22 protein-coding genes are annotated in these 21,107 nt (G+C 66.8%); 8 read left to right on the top strand and 14 right to left on the bottom strand.

Annotated elements, in window-relative coordinates:
• Positions 1 to 76 precede the first annotated feature (76 nt).
• Positions 77 to 838, top strand: a complete 762-nt coding sequence (locus tag WG901_RS02580) for an SDR family NAD(P)-dependent oxidoreductase (RefSeq protein WP_339585454.1) — start codon at positions 77 to 79, stop codon at positions 836 to 838.
• A 38-nt stretch (positions 839 to 876) separates the two neighbouring features.
• On the opposite strand, the gene WG901_RS02575 is transcribed toward WG901_RS02580, so the two are convergent.
• The 3 genes from WG901_RS02575 to WG901_RS02565 all read right to left on the bottom strand — a co-directional run bounded on the left by WG901_RS02575 (position 877) and on the right by WG901_RS02565 (position 3,438).
• The gene (locus tag WG901_RS02575) at positions 877 to 1,683 is read right to left on the bottom strand and encodes an SDR family NAD(P)-dependent oxidoreductase (RefSeq protein WP_339585453.1); all 807 of its coding nucleotides are present in this window, start codon (positions 1,681 to 1,683) and stop codon (positions 877 to 879) included.
• Between the two features lie 93 nt (positions 1,684 to 1,776).
• Positions 1,777 to 2,649 carry an isocitrate lyase/PEP mutase family protein gene (locus WG901_RS02570; protein WP_339585452.1) on the bottom strand — a complete coding sequence of 291 codons (873 nt, stop codon included), beginning with the start codon at positions 2,647 to 2,649 and terminating at the stop codon, positions 1,777 to 1,779.
• A gap of 120 nt (positions 2,650 to 2,769) precedes the next feature.
• Positions 2,770 to 3,438 (bottom strand): HAD-IA family hydrolase, encoded by a 669-nt coding sequence (locus tag WG901_RS02565; RefSeq protein ID WP_339585451.1) that lies wholly within the window; start codon positions 3,436 to 3,438, stop codon positions 2,770 to 2,772.
• A 62-nt stretch (positions 3,439 to 3,500) separates the two neighbouring features.
• Here WG901_RS02565 and glmU point away from each other — a divergent pair, with 62 nt between their 5' ends.
• Entirely contained in the window at positions 3,501 to 4,865 is a 1,365-nt protein-coding gene (gene glmU, locus WG901_RS02560; protein WP_417602182.1) for a bifunctional UDP-N-acetylglucosamine diphosphorylase/glucosamine-1-phosphate N-acetyltransferase GlmU, read from the top strand.
• Positions 4,866 to 4,874: 9 nt separating this feature from the next.
• On the opposite strand, the gene WG901_RS02555 is transcribed toward glmU, so the two are convergent.
• Positions 4,875 to 5,786, bottom strand: coding sequence for an SDR family NAD(P)-dependent oxidoreductase (locus WG901_RS02555; protein ID WP_339585449.1), 912 nt, complete (start codon positions 5,784 to 5,786; stop codon positions 4,875 to 4,877).
• A gap of 160 nt (positions 5,787 to 5,946) precedes the next feature.
• On the opposite strand from WG901_RS02555, the gene purS reads away from it, so the two are divergent.
• A complete protein-coding gene (gene purS, locus WG901_RS02550; RefSeq protein WP_339585448.1) occupies positions 5,947 to 6,183 on the top strand; it encodes a phosphoribosylformylglycinamidine synthase subunit PurS in 237 nt (78 codons plus the stop codon).
• Positions 6,180 to 6,863, top strand: a complete 684-nt coding sequence (gene purQ / locus WG901_RS02545) for a phosphoribosylformylglycinamidine synthase subunit PurQ (RefSeq protein ID WP_339585447.1) — start codon at positions 6,180 to 6,182, stop codon at positions 6,861 to 6,863. The genes purS and purQ overlap by 4 nt, the downstream gene beginning before the upstream one ends.
• Positions 6,864 to 6,901: 38 nt before the next feature.
• On the opposite strand, the gene WG901_RS02540 is transcribed toward purQ, so the two are convergent.
• From WG901_RS02540 to WG901_RS02525, 4 genes are all read right to left on the bottom strand, one after another.
• Complete coding sequence (locus WG901_RS02540; RefSeq protein WP_339585446.1) at positions 6,902 to 9,199, bottom strand: putative bifunctional diguanylate cyclase/phosphodiesterase; 2,298 nt, start codon at positions 9,197 to 9,199, stop codon at positions 6,902 to 6,904.
• 176 nt (positions 9,200 to 9,375) lie between these two features.
• Complete coding sequence (gene glmS, locus WG901_RS02535; RefSeq protein WP_339585445.1) at positions 9,376 to 11,199, bottom strand: glutamine--fructose-6-phosphate transaminase (isomerizing); 1,824 nt, start codon at positions 11,197 to 11,199, stop codon at positions 9,376 to 9,378.
• A gap of 15 nt (positions 11,200 to 11,214) precedes the next feature.
• On the bottom strand, positions 11,215 to 11,595 hold the full coding sequence (locus tag WG901_RS02530) for a PIN domain-containing protein (RefSeq protein ID WP_339585444.1): 381 nt from the start codon (positions 11,593 to 11,595) through the stop codon (positions 11,215 to 11,217).
• On the bottom strand, positions 11,592 to 11,960 hold the full coding sequence (locus WG901_RS02525) for a ribbon-helix-helix protein, CopG family (protein WP_339585443.1): 369 nt from the start codon (positions 11,958 to 11,960) through the stop codon (positions 11,592 to 11,594). The genes WG901_RS02530 and WG901_RS02525 overlap by 4 nt, the downstream gene beginning before the upstream one ends.
• Before the next feature lie 140 nt (positions 11,961 to 12,100).
• Here WG901_RS02525 and WG901_RS02520 point away from each other — a divergent pair, with 140 nt between their 5' ends.
• Positions 12,101 to 12,673, top strand: coding sequence for a DUF4328 domain-containing protein (locus tag WG901_RS02520; RefSeq protein ID WP_339585442.1), 573 nt, complete (start codon positions 12,101 to 12,103; stop codon positions 12,671 to 12,673).
• An 86-nt stretch (positions 12,674 to 12,759) separates the two neighbouring features.
• On the opposite strand, the gene WG901_RS02515 is transcribed toward WG901_RS02520, so the two are convergent.
• Genes WG901_RS02515 through WG901_RS02500 form a run of 4 tightly spaced genes read right to left on the bottom strand, consistent with a single transcriptional unit; the run spans position 12,760 to position 15,786 of the window.
• Complete coding sequence (locus WG901_RS02515) at positions 12,760 to 13,119, bottom strand: DUF2794 domain-containing protein (RefSeq protein ID WP_339585441.1); 360 nt, start codon at positions 13,117 to 13,119, stop codon at positions 12,760 to 12,762.
• A 7-nt stretch (positions 13,120 to 13,126) separates the two neighbouring features.
• A complete protein-coding gene (gene epsC / locus WG901_RS02510; RefSeq protein ID WP_339585440.1) occupies positions 13,127 to 13,837 on the bottom strand; it encodes a serine O-acetyltransferase EpsC in 711 nt (236 codons plus the stop codon).
• Between the two features lie 58 nt (positions 13,838 to 13,895).
• Positions 13,896 to 14,489: a P-loop NTPase family protein gene (locus WG901_RS02505; RefSeq protein WP_339585439.1), complete on the bottom strand. Its 594-nt coding sequence runs from the start codon at positions 14,487 to 14,489 to the stop codon at positions 13,896 to 13,898.
• A 10-nt stretch (positions 14,490 to 14,499) separates the two neighbouring features.
• Positions 14,500 to 15,786 (bottom strand): heavy-metal-associated domain-containing protein, encoded by a 1,287-nt coding sequence (locus WG901_RS02500; protein ID WP_339585438.1) that lies wholly within the window; start codon positions 15,784 to 15,786, stop codon positions 14,500 to 14,502.
• Between the two features lie 71 nt (positions 15,787 to 15,857).
• Between WG901_RS02500 and purM the strand changes: the two genes are divergently transcribed.
• Positions 15,858 to 16,952 carry a phosphoribosylformylglycinamidine cyclo-ligase gene (gene purM, locus WG901_RS02495; RefSeq protein WP_339585437.1) on the top strand — a complete coding sequence of 365 codons (1,095 nt, stop codon included), beginning with the start codon at positions 15,858 to 15,860 and terminating at the stop codon, positions 16,950 to 16,952.
• Positions 16,945 to 17,910: a phosphoribosylglycinamide formyltransferase gene (gene purN / locus WG901_RS02490; protein WP_339585436.1), complete on the top strand. Its 966-nt coding sequence runs from the start codon at positions 16,945 to 16,947 to the stop codon at positions 17,908 to 17,910. The genes purM and purN overlap by 8 nt, the downstream gene beginning before the upstream one ends.
• Positions 17,911 to 17,932: 22 nt before the next feature.
• Here the strand turns inward: purN and WG901_RS02485 are convergent, their stop codons facing one another.
• Positions 17,933 to 18,454: a DUF1003 domain-containing protein gene (locus WG901_RS02485; RefSeq protein WP_339585435.1), complete on the bottom strand. Its 522-nt coding sequence runs from the start codon at positions 18,452 to 18,454 to the stop codon at positions 17,933 to 17,935.
• 3 nt (positions 18,455 to 18,457) lie between these two features.
• A complete protein-coding gene (locus tag WG901_RS02480; RefSeq protein ID WP_339585434.1) occupies positions 18,458 to 20,056 on the bottom strand; it encodes a lysine--tRNA ligase in 1,599 nt (532 codons plus the stop codon).
• A gap of 111 nt (positions 20,057 to 20,167) precedes the next feature.
• Here WG901_RS02480 and WG901_RS02475 point away from each other — a divergent pair, with 111 nt between their 5' ends.
• Positions 20,168 to 21,070: a mechanosensitive ion channel family protein gene (locus WG901_RS02475; protein WP_339585433.1), complete on the top strand. Its 903-nt coding sequence runs from the start codon at positions 20,168 to 20,170 to the stop codon at positions 21,068 to 21,070.
• Positions 21,071 to 21,107 lie beyond the last annotated feature (37 nt).

Raw genomic sequence — 21,107 nt, 5'->3', positions numbered from 1 at the left:
CCGCGCGCGGTTCCATTGCCGGTGCGGGCAACTAGGCTGACGGCAAGCGGGCGATTTCCGCAGAGGAGAGACGAGGATGGGCAGGCTTTCGGGCAAGGTCGCGCTGGTGACCGGCGGCGCACAGGGCATCGGTGCGGCAATCGCGCGCAAGTTCCGCGAGCACGATGCCGTGGTGGTGATCGGCGACATCCAGCGCGAGAAAGGCCAGGCGCTGGCGACGAGCATCGGCGCAGCCTTCGTCGCGCTCGACGTCACCGATCCCGACAGCTGGAGCGCAGCGATCGATGGCGTCGTCGCCGATCACGGCGGCATCGACGTGCTCGTCAACAACGCCGGCGATGGCACCGGCGGACCGATCGAGACGACGCCCGTGGCGGCGCACCAGAAGGTGATCAATCTCAATCTCAACGGCGTCTGGCTGGGCGTGCGCGCAGCGGTGCCGGCCCTGGCAGCGCGCGGCGGCGGCTCGATCGTCAACATCTCCTCGATCGACGGACTCGCCGGTGTCTCGCACCTGAGTTCCTACGTCGCGACCAAGTTCGCCGTCACCGGCATGACGAAGGCGCTTGCACTCGAACTCGGCGACCGCGGCATCCGCGTGAATTCGGTCCACCCGGGGATCGTCGACTGCACGCACGAGCGCGCGATGCATCCGGTGGCGATGGCGCGGCTCGAAAAGGCGATCGCGCGCCAGCCGATCAAGCGCATGGCGCGGGTCGAGGACATTGCCAACGCCGTGCTGTTCTTCGCCTCCGACGAGAGCGCCTATTGCACGGGCTCGGAACTGCTGGTCGACGGCGGCCACCTGGCCGGGCCCTATCGCGATCCGTTGAGCTGAGCATGAGCCCCTCCCCGGAGAGGGAGGGTCCAACCGTCCTACTTCGCCGTCTTCGACATGCCGCCGACTCCACCCTGCATCAGGAAGCGCGAGGTCCAGCCGCCGTCGACGCGCAGGTTGTCGCCGGTGATGTAGCTGGCCATGTCGGAGACGAGGAAGACCAGCGCCTTGGCCAGTTCGTCGGGTTTGGCCGGACGCTGCAACGGCAGCATCTCCTTGAACTTCTCCAGGGCGGCCGGCGGCATTTCGAGCCGCGGCGTGGCCGCTGCGCCGGGCATCGCCGCGTTCACGCGGATGCCGTGCTGGCCCCACTCGTTGGCCATCGTCCGCACGAGGTTGATCATGCCCGCCTTGGCCGCACCGTAGCCGCCGTGGTTCGGCGCCGCGGTCAGGCCGCTGACCGAGCTGACGCAGGCGATCGCGCCGGGCTTGCCGTTGCGGATCAGCGACCGCGCCACCGCGCGTGCCGGCAGGAAGAACGAGGTCAGGTTGAGCCGGTGCGAATCCATCCACTGGTCCATGGTGAAGTCGAGCAGCTGGCCCCAGACGCCGAGGCCGATCACCGTGATCATCACGTCGACCGGGCCGAGTGCCGCCTCGGCCGCATCGAGTGCGGCCTGGGTGCTCGCCTCGTCGGTGCAGTCGGCGACGAGCGCCACGGCCTTGCCGCCGCTCGCATTGATCTCGGCCGCGACCTTCTCGGCACGCTCTTGAAGCAAATCGACGACCGCGACCGCCGCCCCTGCCTCGGCCAGGCGCAGCGAGGAGCGCTCGCCCATGCCGAAGCCGCCGCCCCAAACGATCCCGACCTTGCCGGTCAGGCCGAGCATATCTGTGCTGCCCATAGTGTCTCTCCCATCTTGGCCCATTCTTCGGGCAAGGCTCCGCCGTCCCGGACCGAAGCCCGGGTGCGGACACCGCATTCACGTTACGTCAAATCAGGGCGCGTGGTTCGGGCGCGACTGGCGGCCGGTCTTCTCCGCCCACTCCTCGATGAGCCCATCGTAGAGCGGGTGGTCGATCAGCTCGTACTTCTCGGGGAAGTTCCAGTTGCCCGACTTGACCTGCCCCTCGTCCTTGAGCTCGCGCATCATCTTGAGGTGGTTGGCCGCGGCCGTCACCCAGCCGCCGGTCGCCATGTTGAAGCCCGTGCCAGGGACCGAGAAGCCCATCGTCGCGACCTTGTTGCCGCCGAATTCCTTGACCAGATCACCGACCCAGTCGGGCCGCGGCGGATAGAACAGCACGTCGGCGCCGGCCTCGAGATAGGCATGGCCGCGCTTGACCGCCTCGTCCCAGCTGCCCGTCCCGCCGCCGCCCATCTCGCTCGTGTAGAGCTCGTCGCAGCGCGCGACGATGACGAAGTCCTGGCCCGAATCCTTCTGCGCGCGCCGTGCGGCGTCGATCCGCGCCTGCTGGTCGGCGATCGACCAGAGACCGTTGACGTGCTTCGAATGCTTGGGATTGCGCTCGTCCTCGACATGGAAACCGGCGATGCCCTGCTGGATGTAGCGGCGCGTGTAGTGATAGGCGTCGGCCACGGTCTCGCCCAGCGTGTCGGCGTCGGCGATCAGCGGGATCGACATGACGTTGGCGATGCGGCTGGCCTGCTCGATCTGCTCGACCTGCGAATAGACGCCGTTGTCGGGCACCGCATAGTGGAACGCGCTGCAGGCATGGCCGCCGAGATAGGCCGCCGGAAAGCCGACATGCTCGACGATTCGCCCGGTGATCGCCGAATAGGTGTCGCCGCAGACGAAGTGCTCGCCCTTGTCGATGAGTGCGCGCAGTTTCGCTCCGGGGCTGGTCATGGTCTCTCCCTTGGTGGATTGCGCCGGTCGTGCCGGCTGTCCGGGCCAAGGTTGCATGGCCCCGGGGGCAAGGCAAGAACCCGGCAAACCGCCCGGGCGAAATGCGTATATATGGCGAGGTCAGAGCGCTTCGAGCGTCGGGATCAGCTCGTCGAAGTGATCGATCACCGCCGCGGCGCCGAGTTCGTCGACGGGCAGATCGTTGAAGCCGAAGCTGCAGGCGACGCAGGGCACGCCCGCGGCGCGGGCGGCGCCGGTGTCGAAGCTGCTGTCGCCGACGAAGGCGGCACGGCGGCTACCGGCGCGGCGGATCATCTCTTCGACCATGTCGGGCTTGGGCTTGCGCCGCTCGACGCCGAGCGTGTCGCCGCCGATGATCGTGAAGAAGCGATCGGTCAGTGCGAGCTCGTCGAACAGCTTGACCGACAGGCCTTCGAGCTTGTTGGTCACCACCGCCAGTTTGACCCCGCGTGCGGCAAGCCCGTCGAGCATCGCCAGCCCGCCCGGAAACAGCTGCGTATGGACGGCGATGTTCGCCTCGTAGAATGCGAGCAGTTCGTGGTGCAGCCGGTCGAATTCCTCCGCCGGAATGCCACCGGTCAAGGTCAGCGCGCGTTCCAGCATCAGCCTGGCGCCGCCGCCGACGAGCTTGCGCACCTCGCTTGCGGGAACCGGCATGCGGTCGATCAGCGCGAGCGCATGGTTGACCGCCGCGGCGAGATCCTCGTGGGTGTCGAGCAGGGTGCCGTCGAGATCGAAGCCGACGACATCGAAAGGAAACGTTGCCATTCGTCGATCGATGGCGCGGCCTTCTGGAAACCGCAAGAATTTGCTGGCATTGGCGGATGATCATGGCTGCCACCGATACCCCGCTCGCCCTCGTCGTCCTCGCCGCCGGCAAGGGCACCCGCATGAAAAGCGACCGGCACAAGGTCCTCCACCCGATCGCCGGCCGGCCGATGATCGAGCACCTGCTGGCCAGCGCGAACGCGCTCGGCGCCGAACGCCTGGTTGTCATCGCCGGCCATGGCCGCGACCAGTTGGAGACGGCGCTCGGCGGCCGCGCGACGATCGCGGTGCAGGAACCGCAGCTCGGCACGGCCCACGCCGTGCTCCAGGCCCGGGAAGCGCTCGCGGACTTCGCGGGCGACGTGCTCGTGCTCTACGCCGACGTGCCTTTCGTCCGCACCGAGACGATGGCCGCGATGCTCGATCGCCTCCACGCGACCGATGCGCCGGCCGTGGTCGTGCTCGGTTTCGAACCCGACGATGCCCTCGCCTATGGCCGCGTGGTCGCTGACGAAGGCCGGATCGCCAAGATGGTCGAGTTCAAGGACGCCAGCGAAGCCGAGCGCGCCACGCGGCTGTGCAATTCGGGCCTGCTCGCCGCGCGCTCGGACGCTTTGTTCGCATTGCTCGACCGTGTCGGCAACGACAACGCCCAGGGCGAATACTACCTGCCCGACATCGTCAACATCGCCACGGCCGACGGCGCCACCTGCGCGGTCGTGGTCACCACGAACCCCGACGAGGTCGCCGGTATCAACAGCCGCGCCGAACTGGCCGAGGCCGAAGCCCGCTGGCAAGCCGTCCGCCGCCGCCAGGCGATGGACGACGGCGCTACCCTGATCGCGCCCGAGACCGTCTGGTTCGCCTGGGACACGCAGATCGGTCGCGACGTGACGATCGAACCCCAGGTCGTGTTCGGCCCCGGCGTGACCGTGGCCAACGACGTCGTCATCCACGCCTTCTGCCACATCGAGGGAGCGACGATCGCCAGCAAGGTCGAAGTCGGCCCCTATGCCCGCCTGCGCCCCGGCGCCGTGCTCGAAGAGCGGAGCAAGATCGGCAATTTCGTCGAAATGAAGAAGGCGGTTCTCGGCAAGGGCGCCAAGGCCAACCACCTCACCTATCTCGGCGATGCCGAGATCGGCGCCGGCGCCAACATCGGCGCGGGCACGATCACCTGCAACTACGACGGCTATTTCAAGCACAAGACCGTGATCGGCGAACGCGCCTTTATCGGCTCGAACTCGGCGCTGATCGCGCCGGTGCGGATCGGCGCCGACGCGATCGTCGCCGCGGGCTCGGCGGTCAGCCGCGACGTCGCCGACGGCGAGCTGCGGCTCGTGCGCGCCGAGCAACTCGTCAAGCCCGGCTGGGCCGACGAATTCCACGACGCGATGAAGAAGAAAAAGGCCGAAAAGAAGGGCTGACCTAGCGGGTCAGCTTTTCGCTTCCGCCGCCGCGATCAGTTCCATCGCGTGGTAGGACTGCTCGACCCCGGAGGTCATCGGCGCATCGCCGTTGTGCGCGCTGATGCGGTCCCAGGCGGCGGCGAAGCCTTCGACGGTCTGCTCCTCGGGTGGCAGCAGAGTGCCGCGGTTCAGCGTCACCCAGGCGCTCTGGTAGACGCCGGCGCCGGCACCGACGATGGCATTGGTCGGCGCGTCCTCGGACACCAGAAACAGCGCGGCCGGGGCGATGGACTCGGGACTGAAAGCCTTGAACGCCTTCTCGGGGAAGATGTCCTCGGTCATGCGCGTTCCCGCGGTCGGGGCGATACAGTTGACCCTGATGTTGTACTTGGCGCCTTCGAGATAGAGCGTCTTGGCCAGACCCACGAGGCCCAGCTTGGCCGCGCCGTAGTTCGACTGGCCGAAATTGCCCCCGAGCCCGGTCGACGAGGTGGTCATGAGGATGCGGCCGTAGTTCTGCTCGCGCATCGTCTCCCACACCGCCTTGCTGGCGAAGGCGCTGCCGAGCAGGTGGACGCGGATCACCGACTCGAAATCCTCGGGCTCCATCTTGGCGAAGGTCTTGTCGCGCAGGATGCCGGCGTTGTTGATCAGGATATGAACGCCGCCCCAGGCTTCCTTGGCCCTGGCGACCATCTCCACCATCTGCCCATATTCGCCGACATTGCCGCCGTTCGACATCGCTTCGCCACCCCCGGCGCGGATTTCCTCGACCACCGCCAACGCCGCGTCCGAGTGACCGGTGCCGTCGCGCTCACCGCCGAGATCGTTGACCACGACCTTCGCGCCGCGCCGCGCCAGCTCGAGCGCATAGGCCCGACCGATGCCGCCGCCCGCACCGGTGACGATCGCGACGCGTCCTTCGAACGAGATGGTCATGCTGGCAGGCTCCGTGGGTGATGGGGCAAAGCCGGGCGATGACATGCCATCGGCGGGCTTTCAATGTAAAAGCGGGCCAAAAGCTTGCTCCTTCGGGCGCACGGAGCCATAGGCTGGCCGCACGAATCCCACCCTGCAGATCCCGCGAAAGGCCTTTGCGATGAAAGTCCGCGTCTATGTCAGCCTCAAGAACGGCGTGCTCGATCCGCAGGGCCGCGCGATCCAGCATTCGCTCGAAGGCCTGGGCTTCTCGGGCGTACGGGACGTCCGTGCCGGACGGCTGATCGAGCTCGAGGTCGACGAGACGGTCACCGATGCCCAGCTCGACGAGATGTGCCAGAAGCTCCTCGCCAACATGGTGATCGAGAACTATCGCGTCGAAAGGATTTCTGCGTGAAGAAGAACTTCCGCGCCGCCGTCATCACCTTTCCCGGCTCGAACTGCGACCGCGACATGGCGGTCGCGCTGGAAGAGGTCACCGGTGAGGACGTGTTCCGCGTCTGGCACGGCGATGCCGAACTCCCGGCGGACCTGGACTTCATCGCCCTGCCCGGCGGCTTCTCTTATGGCGACTATCTGCGCTCGGGCGCGATGGCCGCGCGCTCGCCGATCATGCGCGCGGTGGTCGAGGCCGCGGGCCGCGGCGTTCCCGTGCTCGGCGTCTGCAACGGCTTCCAGGTCCTGACCGAGGCCGGCCTGCTGCCCGGCGCGCTGATGCGCAACGCCGGCATCCGCTTCGTCTGCCGCGAAGTGGCGCTGACGGTCGAGAACAACCAGACCCTGTTCACCGCCGGCTACATGAAGGGCCAGCGCATCCGCATTCCTGTGGCGCACCACGACGGCAACTACTTCGCCGACGAGGCGACGCTCGACCGGCTCGAAGGCGAAGGCCGCGTGGCTTTCCGCTATGCCGAAGAGGTCAACGGTTCGGCCCGCCAGATCGCCGGCGTGCTCAACGAGGCCGGCAACGTGCTCGGCATGATGCCACACCCCGAGCGCATGATCGAACAGGCCCAGGGCGGCATCGACGGCCGCGCGCTGTTCGAAAGCGCCGTGCGCGGGCTGGTCGGCGCCTGATCCACAGGCGGCCGGTCAAGCCGGCTTAGACGCTTGCGTCAGGCGGCCGAGCCGCTCTGGCGCAGGTCCCACTGGCGGAACAGCGCGCTCGCTTCGTTCGCCGGCATCGGCCGACCGAAGAAGAAGCCCTGGATCTTGCGGCAGCCGAGCTCGCGGATCATCTGCAGTTCGGCCTCGGTCTCGACGCCTTCGGCGGTCGTCGACATCTCGAGGCTGTCGGCCATGGCGACGACCGCGCGGATGATCGCCAGGCTTTCCGGATTGCCCGTCGCGGCGCCCTGGACGAAGCTGCGATCGACCTTGATCGTCGAGAAGCGCAGCCGGCGCAGATAGCCGAGCGACGAATATCCGGTGCCGAAATCGTCGAGCGCGACGCCGCAGCCCAGCGCCATGATGTTCTCGAGCGCCGTGCGCGCCATGGTCGCGTCGCGCAGGAAGATGCTTTCGGTGACTTCCACCTCGAGCCGGTGCGCCGGCAACCCGCTTGCGGCCAAGGCACTGACCACGCTGCCGACGAAACTGGGATCGAGCAGCTGCTCGCCCGAGACGTTGACCGCGACCTTGGTGTCGCCGGGCCAGTTCACCGCCTCGTGGCAGGCCTCGCGCAGAACCCATTCGCCGATCGGCACGATCAGGCGCGTGTCCTCGGCCAGAGGAATGAACTTGCCCGGGCTGACGAAGCCGTGCTCGTTGCTGTTCCAGCGAACCAGCGCCTCGAAGCTGAGGATGCGCTCGCTCTCGGCGTCGACCACCGGTTGATAGTGCAGCACGAATTCGTTGCGTTCGAGCGCGCGGCGCATCGAAAATTCGAGCTTGCGACGCTCTTCGGCATGGGCGTGGAGCGCGGGCTCGTAGGTGTAGTGCGCGTTGCCGCCGCCGTCCTTGGCCCGATAGAGCGCGAGGTCGGCGTTGCGCATCAGCGTCTCGACCGTGTTGCCGTCGCGCGGCCCCACCGCCGAGCCGACGCTGGCGCCGACATAGAGCGTGTGATGATCGACCTCGTAGGGTTCCGAGAGACGCGCAATGATGCGTTCGGCGACGCGTTCGACGCGGCTGAGATCCGTCGCATCGCGGATGACCACGGCGAACTCGTCGCCGCCCAGACGACCGCAGACCTCGTTCTCGCTCATCTGCTCGCGGAGGCGGCTCGAAACCTTGGCGAGAAGCTGGTCGCCGATCAGGTGACCGAGCGTATCGTTGACCGCCTTGAAGCGATCGAGGTCGATCATCAGGAAGGCACAGCGCGTGCGCCACTGCTCGGCATATTTGAGCGCATCGCCGAGCCCCTCGGTCAGCATCATGCGGTTCGGCAGGCCGGTCAGCGTGTCATAGCTGGCGAGGTAGGCGATCTTGTCCGAAGACTCGCGCTGCTCGGTGACGTCGGAACCGACTCCGCGGAAACCGTCGAAATTGGCGTGTTCGTCGAGCTTGGGCGTGCCCGAGAGCTCCCACCAGCGCAGATTCCCGTTGATCGTCACGCGGATCAGCAGGTTCGAGAAAGATTCGCGGCGTTTCAGGCGCTCGGCCAGGTCGTGGAGGCTCGAATGGAACTGGCCCGATTCCCAGGCGGGACCGGCGACGAGCTGGACGAAAGGCTGGCCGTCGATCTCGGCCGTATCCATGCCCAGCGCGAAGGCAAAGCGCGGCGAGACGCCACGCACGCGCCGGGCCGGGTCGATCTGCCAGAGCCAATCGGCCTCTCCCTCTTCGTATTCGCGCAGCAGCAGCGAGACGACCTCGCTCTTCTCGACCATGCCGGCCTCGGCCACCTTGGCCTGCAGGAAGCGCTTGGCACCCTCGACCGCGCCGAGGCAGACGGTCAGGACGAAGGCCGTCGCCACCATGGCCATGTCGAACATGCCGGCGACGAGGAAGCTTACCACCGATGCGCCACCGACGATGCCGGTGAACATGAGCGTGCCCATCGGCACGCCCGGCAGCAGGATCGCCGAGGCGGTCATCAGCATGGCCAGGACCGTCCACAGCTTGAGCCGCGTCTCGGGATCGAGGAACAGCGAGGCCACGGCGATCGGCAAGACCCAGACGAGCGCGTTGACGATCGAACTCAAGGTCTGGCGGTTGACCTCGCCGCTCGACAGGCGCCGACGGTCAGCGTCGTGCAGCGAGCGGTCGATCCGCGTTCCGAAATAGAGGCTGCCGCACAGCAGCGCGAGCCATGCGAGCGTGAGAAGAACGGGAACATGGCCAAGCAACAGGCTCGCCGCCGCCAGGGCCGCCAGGCTCTGCGCGCAGAGCCGCGAGGCCATGGCTCGCGGCAGGCAGGAATACTGGAGGCCGCGCAGCCGCGCCCAATCCCCATCGCCAGGATCGGTCAAGCCGAGGACCGCCAGGACTGGCAGCTCCTTGGGAAGCGATGCGGTTGCGGATTGTCGGTGGCTCACGCCCGCATATCTACGCGGCGACTGGTTAGCAGCTCGTAAATGCGAGGCAGCCGCAACAGCTCATTCGACAGACTTTCCTGGGGAAATCTTTCGGCCGTTGCGGCGACTCCTCACTCCACCGTGACCGACTTCGCGAGATTGCGTGGCTGGTCGACATCGGTGCCTTTCACGCAGGCGACGTGATAGGCGAGCAGTTGGACCGGCACGGCATAGACCAGCGGGGCGATCAGCGGGTGGACCTTGGGCATCTCGATCGTCGCGAGACAGCCCTCGCCCGCCTCGGCAAGACCATCCGCGTCGGAGATCAGCACGATCTTGCCGCCACGGGCGCGAACCTCCTGCATGTTCGACACGGTCTTCTCGAACAGCGGACCCGACGGCGCGAGGACGATCACCGGCACGGCCTCGTCGATCAGCGCGATCGGCCCGTGCTTCATCTCGCCCGAGGCATAGCCCTCGGCGTGGATATAGCTGATTTCCTTGAGTTTCAGCGCACCTTCGAGCGCCAGCGGATAGTCGGGGCCGCGGCCCAGATAGAGCACGTCGCGCGCCGGCGCGATCAGATGGGCCATCGCGGCGATCTCGTCGTCGTGGCCGAGCGCGGCGTTGAGCGCGGCGGGGGTCTCGATCAGGTGGTTGACGACGTCGGCCTCCTCGGCCCGGTCCATCCGCCCGCGCTTGACCGCGAGGTGTGCGGCGAGTGCGGCGAGCACCGCAAGCTGGCAGGTGAAGGCCTTGGTCGAGGCGACGCCGATCTCCGGGCCGGCGTGGGTCGGCAGCAACAGATCGGCCTCGCGCGCCATCGAGCTGGTCGGGACGTTGACGACGACCGCGATCGTCTGGCCCGCCGCCTTGCAATGGCGAAGCGCGGCCAACGTGTCGGCGGTCTCGCCCGATTGCGAGATGAACAGCGACAGACCGCCGGGCTCGAGCACGGGATCGCGATAGCGGAACTCGCTGGCCACATCGATGTCGACCGGCAGGCGCGCGAACTGTTCGAACCAGTATTTCGCGACGAGGCCGGCATAGTAGGACGTGCCGCAGGCGACGATGGTCACGCGGTTGATCTTGGACAGATCGAAATCCATCTGCGGCAACGCCACGCTCTGGTCGATCTGGCGGACGTAGCTGCGCAGCGTCTGGGCCACCACGGTCGGCTGCTCGAAGATTTCCTTCTGCATGAAGTGGCGGTAATTGCCCTTCTCGATCTGCACGGCGGAAGCGCCCGAGGTGGTGATCTCGCGCGCGACCGCCTGGCCATCCCTGTCGAAGATCTGCGCGCCTTCGCGGGTGATGATCACCCAGTCGCCCTCTTCGAGATAGGTGATCTTCTGCGTCAGCGGCGCGAGCGCCAGCGCGTCGGAGCCGAGATAGGTCTCGCCCTCGCCATAGCCGACGACCAGCGGCGAGCCGAGCCGCGCGCCGATCAGCATGTCGGGGAAATGCCGGAACGCGATCGCCAGGGCGAAGGCGCCGCGCAGTTGCGGCAGCGCCGCCTTCACCGCCTCGGCGGGCGAGACCCCGGCCTCGACCTGTTCGGAGATCAGGTGTGCGACGACCTCGCTGTCGGTGTCGCTCTCGAACTTGCGGCCGCGCGCCGTCAGCGCTTCCTTGAGCTGGCGAAAATTCTCGATGATGCCGTTGTGCACGAGCGCGAGTTCGCCCGTCGCGTGCGGATGGGCATTGGCCGCGGTGGGCGCGCCGTGGGTCGCCCAACGCGTATGGGCGATGCCGATCTCGCCCGGCGCCGGATCGCGCGCCAGTTCGCGCACGAGGTTGACGAGCTTGCCCTGAGCGCGCCGGCGAACGAGCTGTCCGTCATGGACCGTGCAGACGCCGGCGCTGTCATAGCCGCGGTATTCCATGCGCCGGAGGCCGTCGACCAGCCGGTCCGCGACCTCTTCCTTGCCGACGATGCCGATGATTCCACACATGGATTTGCGCTTTCGCTAGAGAAAATAGGGGACCCGGACGCCCGGCATCTGTGCCGGGAAATCCTTGACATTGCGTGTGACGAGAACCCGTCCGCGGATCAACGCCGTGGCGAGGACAATGGCGTTGGGCGTGTTCAGCTGCGGCCTTTCGCGCCGCAATGCAGCCGCCCGCGTGCCGATCTCGGCATCGATCTCGTCGATGCCGAAGCCGGACAGAAAAGCCCCGGCATCGCGAACCATGTCGTCGCTGCCCTTGGACATGATTTCCATCCACACCATCCGGCTGATCCAGACGCGCGGGCTCAGCCCCGCAGCGCGCCGGATCTCGGATCGCGCGGGCTCGAAACCCGTCAGCGCGTCGACGACGACGTTCGCATCGAACGTGAAGCCGCTCATGCCGGATCGGGCTTGCGCAAGGGCGGATAGCGGCCGGCGATCATGTCGCGGTGAAGCGCGCGCTGGCGATCGTCCTCACCGTCGAACTCGTCGGGAAATTCGGCTCGGACAGCTTCGTAGTCGTCATCCCAGGGCCGCGTCCAGGCGGCGCGCTCGCGTCGCTGCCAGTCCACGGCATCACCCTTCCCGTCGCCGCGATCCTTCCAGGCACCGAAGCCGCGATCGATCCAGTCCTGCGATCCCTCTGCGCGATAGGCGCTGACCGCCTCGCGCAACACGGCCGCGCGCGATTTGCCCTGCTCGCTCGCCATGCGGTCGAGCCAACGGATGTCGTCGTCGGGAAGATCTGCGAGAATGCGAGTCACGCAGCTTCGATATCACCATATGATATCAGGTCAAGTCGCGGCAGGGCACTGCCCGAGATTGCTCGGGAATCGACCCATTTGGGATTGCTCCACCCCTGTTTCGAATTAGCACTACCCCCTGGATCAAAGGGGGAACGACCATGACCTTATTGAGCCTGCCCGAAGGACTGAACCTGCTCGACCGCCGCACGCGGTTCGCGCGTCTTGCATTGCTGGCCTATCTCTTCGCCTCGGCGTTCTATCTCGCGCTGCTATTCGCGGAATTCGTGGGCACCATCGACCTGGAAAGCCCGGAGCCGTCGGTGATGGCCGTGGTGGGGCTGATATCCCTCGCCTACGTGATCGCTTTCATCGCCGCGATGGTGTTCGTCGCACTGTGGATCTACCGCGCCCATGCCAATCTCAGGGCTGCCGAGATCGATGGCCTGGCCTTCACCCCCGGTTGGGCGGTTGGCTGGTTCTTCATCCCTTTCGCCAACTTCGTGCAGCCGTTCAAGGCCATGCGCGAACTGTGGGCCGCTTCGCGCGGCGAGCCGGACAGCTACGGCAGCGAAACGGACCCGCGGCTCAAGGCCTGGTGGGGCGCCTGGATCGTCGGCAATCTCCTGTCCTATGTCGCCACGCGATACACGGAGTCGGACAAGGCGGTTGCGATGTCGGTCGGCCAGGCGCTCGACATCGCTGCGATCGCGATCCTGATGGGCGCGGCCTGACTGCTGATCCAGGTCATCGGAGAGATCGCCACCGCGCAACGCGACGGCCCGACAGTGGCACAGGCCTTCGCCTGACGGTTCGCCGGTCAGTCCTCCACGATCTTGAGCAGTCGCCGCTCGATCGGAAAGAGGACGCCGGCGAGTTCGTGGCCGCGCTTGAGCACCTGACCGGCCTCGCCGAACAGCGTCCACATGCCCTGCTTGGCGCGCAGCGAGGGACGCTTCTCGATCCGCGCCTGCGGACGCTCGGCAGCGCGACGGAAGGCCGAGAAGCTCGCCGCGTCGCGATCGAAGTTCATCGCATAGTCGCGCCACTCGCCGGCCGCGACCATGCGGCCGTAGAGGTCGAGAATGCGCTGCAGCTCGATCCGATCGAAACCGACCTGCAGCTTGGGAAAGGCTAGGATTGTGGCGCTTGATCCGCTGACTGCCGCTCCTGACGCCATCTAGCGATCAGCTCCGCGTCCGCTTGCGCGAAACCGGCGCGTCGGGCCCGCCGGCAAGTTCGCGGTCCGACAGCAGTTCCTCGACCTGCGCCTGTAGCAGCACGATGCGCGCCTCCAGGTCCTCGATCCGCTGGCCGCTGGGTTCGCAGGGCTCCTTGCAGGGCGTGCCATAGGGCATGAAGTCCTTGGCCCAGGTCTCGACCTTGACCAGCGTCGAGCGCGCCTTGACGCCGACCATCGTCGCGCCTTCGGGCACGTCGTCGGTCACGACGGCGTTGGCGCCGATACGCGCGCGCTGGCCGACCGTGATCGGCCCGAGAATCTGCGCACCCGCGCCGACGATGACATTGTCCTCCAGCGTAGGATGGCGCTTGCCGCCCTTGCCGTTGGTCGGATTGGTCCCGCCCAAGGTAACGCAGGGATAGATGGTCACATTGTCGCCGATCACGGCGGTCTCACCGATCGTGATGAAGCCGTGCTCAAGGAACAGGTGCTTGCCGATCTTGGCGCCCGGATGGATCTCGAAACCGGTGAGAAAACGCGAGAAATGCTGGATCGCACGCGCGAGGAAGAACAGGCGCGCGTTGAACAGGCGGTGCGACACGCGATGCCAACCGACGGCCCAGAGCCCCGGATAGAGCAGCACCTCGAACCGCGAGCGCGGCGCGGGATCGCGCGCGACGATAGAGTCCAGATAGGCAGTAAGTCTTGAGAACATCGCCCTGTTTTGTCCCATCAAACGCCTGCCAAAGCAAGCGCGGCCGGGTTCCCCGGCCTCAGCTCCCTGAAATCGCGTCGAGCGCATCGCGCCAGATCGACAGCGTCGGCGCCTGCTTGCGTTCCAGGCTCAACCGGTCGATCGCCGCCACCAGACGTTCGACGCCGATGTGGCTACGCGGCATACGCGGTACAAGATAGGCCGCCGCGCTTTCGTCGAGCGCCAGCCCCCGCAGTTCGGCATGGAGCGCGACGAGATCGGCCAGCATGGCGTCGTCGGGCGCGCCGATCTCCAGTCGCAAGGCCGCGCCGAGCCGCGAGCCGAGATCGGGCAGCATCACCCGCCAGTCAGCCCGATTGCTGACAAGCAGCAGCGGCCGGCCGCTTTCCTGCGTGCGGTTCCAGGCATGGAACAGCGCGGTCTCGTCGGCGGTATCGGCATCGTCGATCACGTCGCCTGCGTTGTGCTCGGCGAACCAGCGCGCCAGGAGCGATTTGCCCGAGCGCGGTGGCCCCAGCAGAATCGCGGTGCGGAACGGCCAGCCCTCGGCATGGGCGAAAGCATCGAGCACACCCGCATTGGCCTTGCCCGCGACGATTCGCGAAGGCCCCGCGCCCTGTCCGGCCGCGAGCGGAAGAGCAATCTGCGACATGGCCTGCGTCTTAACGCCTGATGCTCAAGGCGTTGTTGCCGACGGTTACCTGCCACCCGCGCGCGCGCAGGGCGGCGGCCAGTTCCTCGAGGCTGCCGCCCGAGGTCACGCGCATGACAGACGTACCGCCGATCGCGATCGAGCTGGTCGCCGCGCCTTGGACGCCGGCAGAACTGCGCACCGAGGCCAGCGCCGTATCCACCGCTCCCGCATCGGGCGAGGCGAACTGGACGGTATAGGTGGAGATCTTGACCGCAACGCTGGGCGTCGCGCTCGGCGTCACGCCCGGCACCGGTACGCTAGCGACTCCGTCATCGATCGGCGCGCCCTGGGCCGCAGCGGCCTGCAACGCCTGCAGCGCGGCGTAGAACGCGCTCTGGTCGGTCACCAGGGTGGCGTCGGGGCGCAACACGCCCTGATACAGCGCGCCAGCATAGATCTGATCGATCCGCACCAGCGCCTGATTGAGCATCTTCGGCACGCCGCGTTCGTCGGGCGCGGTCAGCGTGAAGCTGTCGAGATAGGTGTTGTCGGGGCCATAGCGTGCGGTGAAGGTGCCCTTTACCGGGCCACCGGGCCATTGCCGCTCGAGCCGCGCGATCGGGATCAGCACGTCGGAAGCGTTGAACTGGTCGAGAATGCCCCGCCACCACAGACGGCTGCGGCGGTTCGCCTGGCCCGCAGTCAGAAGCAGCGACTCGCCGCCCGCACCCACCGGCCGCACATAGTCGATCGGGCTGGCGCCGGTCTGGAAATTGGCCCAGGCGCGCTGCCACAGGCCACGCACTTCGAAGAGCTGGCCGACGCCGCCCGATTCGAGAATCGGCATCACCAGCAGCGGCGCGGAGCGTGACCGCTCGACTCCCCCCTCGCCAGCCGCGATCAGACCGCCGGCCTTCGCCCGATCGAACACGACGCCGAGCCGCGCGACGTAGCGATGCGGGCCGATCTGCTCGCGCTCGATGACGACGGCGGAGACCAGCGCGTCGATCTGGGCATCGCTGAGCTTGGCGCCCTTGATCTGCTCCCAGGCCTTGCGCTGGGCCTCGTTCCAGCCCGCTTCGCGCGCTTCCTCGGCGGTCTTTCCGGTCGTGTTGACCTCTATTCCGCCGACCTGGATGTCGGTGGTGGTGGCCAGTGGCGCGATGCCGCGCTCGCCTTCGACCTGGGCGGTCAGACGGCCCGAACCCGTGACGGCGAGCGCCAGCGCCAGCGCGCTCGCAAGCCCGATAACGAGCTGGCCGGCCGGTCCGGGGCGGAAAATCGCCAGTCGTTGGGGGAAGGTGAAATGGTGCATCGGGGAAAACCGCGGGCCTTTTGCCCAAACGGTCATGGAAATCCAAGCCGTAAAGCGATAGGCGCCTTCGTATGTCTGAAGACAAGTCCTATAGCTACGAACAGGCGGGCGTCTCGATCGCCGCCGGCAACGCGCTCGTCAAAGCGATCGCGCCCCTCGCCAAGTCCACCGCGCGCCCCGGCGCCGACGCCGAGCTCGGCGGATTCGGAGGGTTCTTCGACCCCCGAGCCGCGGGCTACAAGGATCCGCTGCTGGTCGCGGCGAACGACGGCGTCGGTACCAAGGTCAAGCTCGCGATCGATCACGATCGCCACGACGGCATCGGCATCGATCTCGTCGCGATGTGCGTCAACGATCTCATCGTCCAGGGCGCCGAGCCGCTGTTCTTCCTCGATTACTTCGCCACGGGCAAACTCGACAACGGCGTCGCCGAGCGCGTCGTCGCCTCGATCGCCGAGGGCTGCCGCCAGGCCGGCGCAGCGCTGATCGGCGGCGAGACCGCCGAGATGCCCGGCATGTACGCCGCGGGCGACTACGACCTCGCCGGCTTCTGTGTCGGCGCGGTCGAACGCGGCGAACAGCTCACCGGCGACAGGGTGGCCGATGGTGACGTGCTGATCGGCCTCGCCTCGTCGGGTGTCCATTCGAACGGCTATTCGCTGGTCCGCCGACTCGCCGCCGACAAGGGCTGGAAGCTCGACCGCCCCGCCCTGTTCGATGCCGACCGCCTGCTGATCGACCACCTGATCGAACCGACGCGGATCTATGTGAAGAGCCTGCTGCCGCTGATCCGTGGCGGCAAAATCAAGGCGCTCGCCCACATCACCGGCGGCGGCCTGCTCGAGAACATTCCGCGCGTCCTGCCCAAGGGCCTGCACGCGCAGGTCGATGCCGATGCCTGGGAACAGCCACGGCTGATGGCCTTCCTCCAGGCCCAGGGCCATATCGAGCCCGAGGAAATGGCGCGCACCTTCAACTGCGGCGTGGGCATGATCCTCGCGGTCGCGCCGGCCGACATCGAAAGCGTGCTGGCGGATCTCGCCGCCGCGGACGAGACGGCCTTTACCGTTGGCCGCATCGAAGCCGGCACGCGCGGCTGCACCGTCAGCGGCAGCATCGAGACCTGGAGCGCGCGCGCGCCGTGGAGCGCCACGCATAATGCCTGAATCGGGGCCAGGGCGCGCCAGGGTCGCCGTCCTCATCTCGGGAGGCGGCACCAACATGGCCGCGCTGCTCTATGCGAGCCGCGCCGACGATTGCCCGTTCGAGATCGTCCTCGTCGCCAGCAACAATCCCGAGGCCGGCGGCCTCAAGCTCGCCGCGGCCGAGGGCGTCGCGACCTTCGCGCTGCCGCACAAGGGCATGGCGCGCGGCGACCATGATCAGGCGATGGACGCGCATATCCGCCAGAGCGGCGCGCAATACGTCGCGCTCGCTGGCTACATGCGCATCCTCACCAGCGATTTCGTCGCGGGCTGGGAGGGGCGGATGCTCAACATCCATCCCTCGCTGCTGCCCAAGTACAAGGGGCTGCACACGCACGATCAGGCTATCGCCAACGGCGATAGCCATGCCGGTTGCTCGGTACACCTCGTCACCGCCGAACTCGATGACGGACCGGTGCTCGGCCAGACCCCCGTCGCGGTTTTGCCCGGCGACACCGCCGACAGCCTCGCTGCCCGCGTCCTGATCGCCGAGCACCAGCTCTATTCGCGCATGCTGGCCAAGCTCGTCACCAGGGCGAGCGATCCCGAACATCTCCTGGACCAAGTGCGCGAACGGGCGCTGGCCCTGCCCGAGACCGACGAGGTCACGTCGCACGGCATGCCCTGCTTCGGCATCGTGAAAGGCAAGAAGTTCGCCTATCTCAGCCGCGATCACCACGGCGACGGCAAGGTCGCGCTGCTGGTCAAGATCAGCGGGCTCGACGAGCAACAGCATCTGATCGAACAGGACGAAGCCCGCTATTACCGTCCCGCCTATTTCGGCGACGCCTGGATTGGCATCCGCCTCGATCTTGGCGACACCGACTGGGACGCGGTGGCCGAGTGGCTGGCGCGGTCGTGGCGTTCGGTCGCCCCCAAGCGCCTGACCGTGCTGATGGACGCCGCCGACGCGTTCTGAGGCCCAGGTCCGGCCCGAGGCCTCAGTCCTTGGTTACGGCCCGTTCTTGCGCGAGGTGATCGAGCAGCCGGTCGAACCGGCGCTGCAGCCGCACGATCTCGAGTTGGGTGCGCAGGTTGACCTCGTAATCGTGCCGCGCGGCGATCCGGTCCTTCGCCGACTGGCGGTTCTGGCTCATCATGATCACCGGCGCCTGGATCGCCGCGAGCATAGACAGCATCAGGTTGAGGAAGATGTAGGGATAGGCATCGAACGGATGCAGCCCGAACGCCTCGAGAATGCGGCTGTTGATCAGCATCCAGCCGACCAGCACCACACCGAAGGCGATGATGAACGACCACGAACCGCCGACCGCCGCGACGTTGTCCGCAAGCCGATCGGGATAACGGGCGTGAAGCGCGGCTTCCTCGTCGGCGTCGAGATCGATCAGCGTGCCAGCGGCGATACGCCGCAGGACATTCTGCTCCTCGGCCTCGAGCTCTTCGAACCGGCGGCCGAGGAGGTCCTCGGCCAGCTGTTCAGGCGTTCTTCCCGGATTGTGCATGCGTCATGATCCTAGGGCCTCGGCGATCAGAGCCCGGGTGTTTGCCACGCCGTAAAGCGCGATGAAACTGCCCATGCGCGGCCCCTGGCTCGAACCGAGCAGGGTTTCGTAGAGCGCCTTGAACCAGTCACGCAGCTGTTCGAAGCCGTAATGCGGATCCTTGCCGATCTCGTAGACGATGTTCTGCAGTTCCTCTGCCGTGGCATCGTCAGACAGCGCGGCAAGCTCCTCGTCCAACGCCGCGAGCGCCGCTGCCTCGCCGTTCTCGGGCTTGCGGCGCTTGAGCGTGGGCGCGATGAAATCGCGATTATAGGCCAGCGCGGTCGTCACCAGCGTGTCGAGTGCCGGATGCGCCTCTGGCCGCGCGTCCTCGACGTAATTGGCGAGGTAGGACCAGACCTGATCGCGCGTCGCCTGCGCGCCGAGCACGCCGACGAGGTTGAGCAGCAGGCCGTAGGTCACGGGCAGCTTGTCGCCGGCGCCAGCGCCCTCATCGGTGACGTTGAGCAGGTGCCAGACCGGATTGCCGAGCTGCTGCTCGATCGGCTGGTCGGCCAGCTTTTCGCGGAACTGCCAGTATTCGTCGACCGCACGCGGCACCACGCCGACATGCAACTGCTTGGCGCTCTTGGGATCGCGGTAGAGGTAGAAGCCCAGGCTCTCCTCGCTGCCGTAGGTCAGCCACTGTTCGATCGTCAGGCCATTGCCCTTGGACTTGGAGATCTTCTCGCCGTTCTCGTCGAGGAAGAGCTCATAGATCATGCCCTCGGGGCGACGGCCGCCGAGCGCCTGGGCGATCTTGCCCGACTGCGTCACCGAGTCGGTCAGGTCCTTGCCGCACATCTCGTAGTCGACGCCGAGCGCGACCCAGCGCATCGCCCAATCGACCTTCCACTGCATCTTCGCATGGCCGCCCAGGATCGACTGCTCGACCACCTGGCCGTCCGCGTCGGTGAAGCGGACCAGGCCCGCTTCCGCGTCGAGCACTTCGACGGGCACCTGCAGCACCGCGCCGGTGCTCGGCGAGACGGGCAGGACGGGCGAATAGGTCTTGCGACGTTCCTCGCGCAAGGTCGGCAGCATGATTCCCATGACCGCGTCGTAATTGCGCAGCACGCCGCGGATGGCCTCGTCGAACTGGCCGGAATTGTAGCGGTCCGATGCCGAGACGAACTCGTAGTCGAAGCCGAAGCGGTCGAGGAAATCGCGCAGCATCGCGTTGTTGTGATGCGCGAAGCTCTCGTGGGTGCCGAACGGATCGGGGATCCGGCTCAGCGGCTTGTGCAAATTGGCGTGCAGGACCTCGGCATTGGCGATGTTGTCGGGAACCTTGCGCAGCCCGTCCATGTCGTCGCTGAAGGCGACGAGGCGCGTCGGCGCGCCGCCGGTCAGAACCTCGTAGGCGCGGCGGACCAAGGTCGTGCGCAGGACTTCCTGGAAGGTGCCGATGTGCGGCAGGCCCGAAGGCCCGTAGCCGGTCTCGAACAGCACCGGAGAACCATCTTTCTTGCCCTGCGGAAAGCGCTTCACGAGCTTGCGGGCTTCCTCGAAGGGCCAAGCCTTGGAGGTCTGTGCGGCGGTCCGGAGTGCATCGTCAGTCATAACCCGCCGCCTTTCGCGCCAAAGCGCCAGCGAGGCAAGCACGAAGGGCCTTTTGGGAACCCCACCGTGCCTTCCCCGGTTATTTCGGGCGGAAATGCGAGGAATCTGCCCGTGAACTACATCAAGACCCTGCACGATCAGGTCAACGCCATGCTCAAGGGGCTGGTCCAGCAGCTGCCATCTCTGGCGATCGCCATGACGATCCTGGTGATCACCTGGTTCTTCGCACGCTTCGCCGTCAGCATTGCCGACCGGCTGACCCGCAACGTCCACATGCGCGAGAACCTCAAGCAGTTGGTGGAAACCATGGTGCGGCTGGTCATCTGGATCGCCGGCCTGATGATCGCCGCAACCGTCGCGGTGCCCGGCATCACCGCGGGCTCGGTCCTCGCCGGCCTGGGCGTCAGCGCGCTGGCGATCGGCTTCGCCTTCCAGGACATCTTCCAGAACTTCCTCGCCGGCGTGCTGATCATGCTGCGCGACAAGATGCGGATAGGCGATTCGATCGAATGCGAAGGCATCACCGGCAAGGTCGAACGCATCACCTTGCGCGAGACGCATATCCGCGCGCCGTCGAACGAGCTGACGATCGTGCCGAACTCGGTGCTGTTCAAGAACCCGGTCAAGGTAACGACCGACAATCCGCATCGCCGCTTTCAGATCACGCTCGGCATCGTCTGGGATCACGACATGGACGAGGCCGCAGCGGTGATCCGCAAGGTCGTCGAAGGCGTGAAGGGCGTCGAATCGAGCCATCCGGTCGATGTCTTCGCCCGCGAATTCAAGGAAGGCTCGGTCGAATTCCTCGTGCGCTGGTGGTCGGGCGCACGCGCCAACGACTTCGTCATCCAGGATGAGATCGTTCGCGGCATCAAGCGCGCGCTCGACGAGGCGGGTATGGAAGTCACCGGAGCCGATGCGACGACGATCGCGATCGAATCGCCACCGGCAGATGGCGATTCCACCGTCAGGGCCGCGGAACCGACCAGGTCCAGGCACGACGAAATGGTCTGAGGCATCGGCGCGGTTTGGTAACCTTGCCGCGCTAAAA

The sequence above is a fragment of the Novosphingobium anseongense genome (genome assembly GCF_037482895.1).
Classification (GTDB): domain Bacteria; phylum Pseudomonadota; class Alphaproteobacteria; order Sphingomonadales; family Sphingomonadaceae; genus Novosphingobium; species Novosphingobium anseongense.
This window is presented reverse-complemented; position numbering and strand designations above follow the sequence as displayed.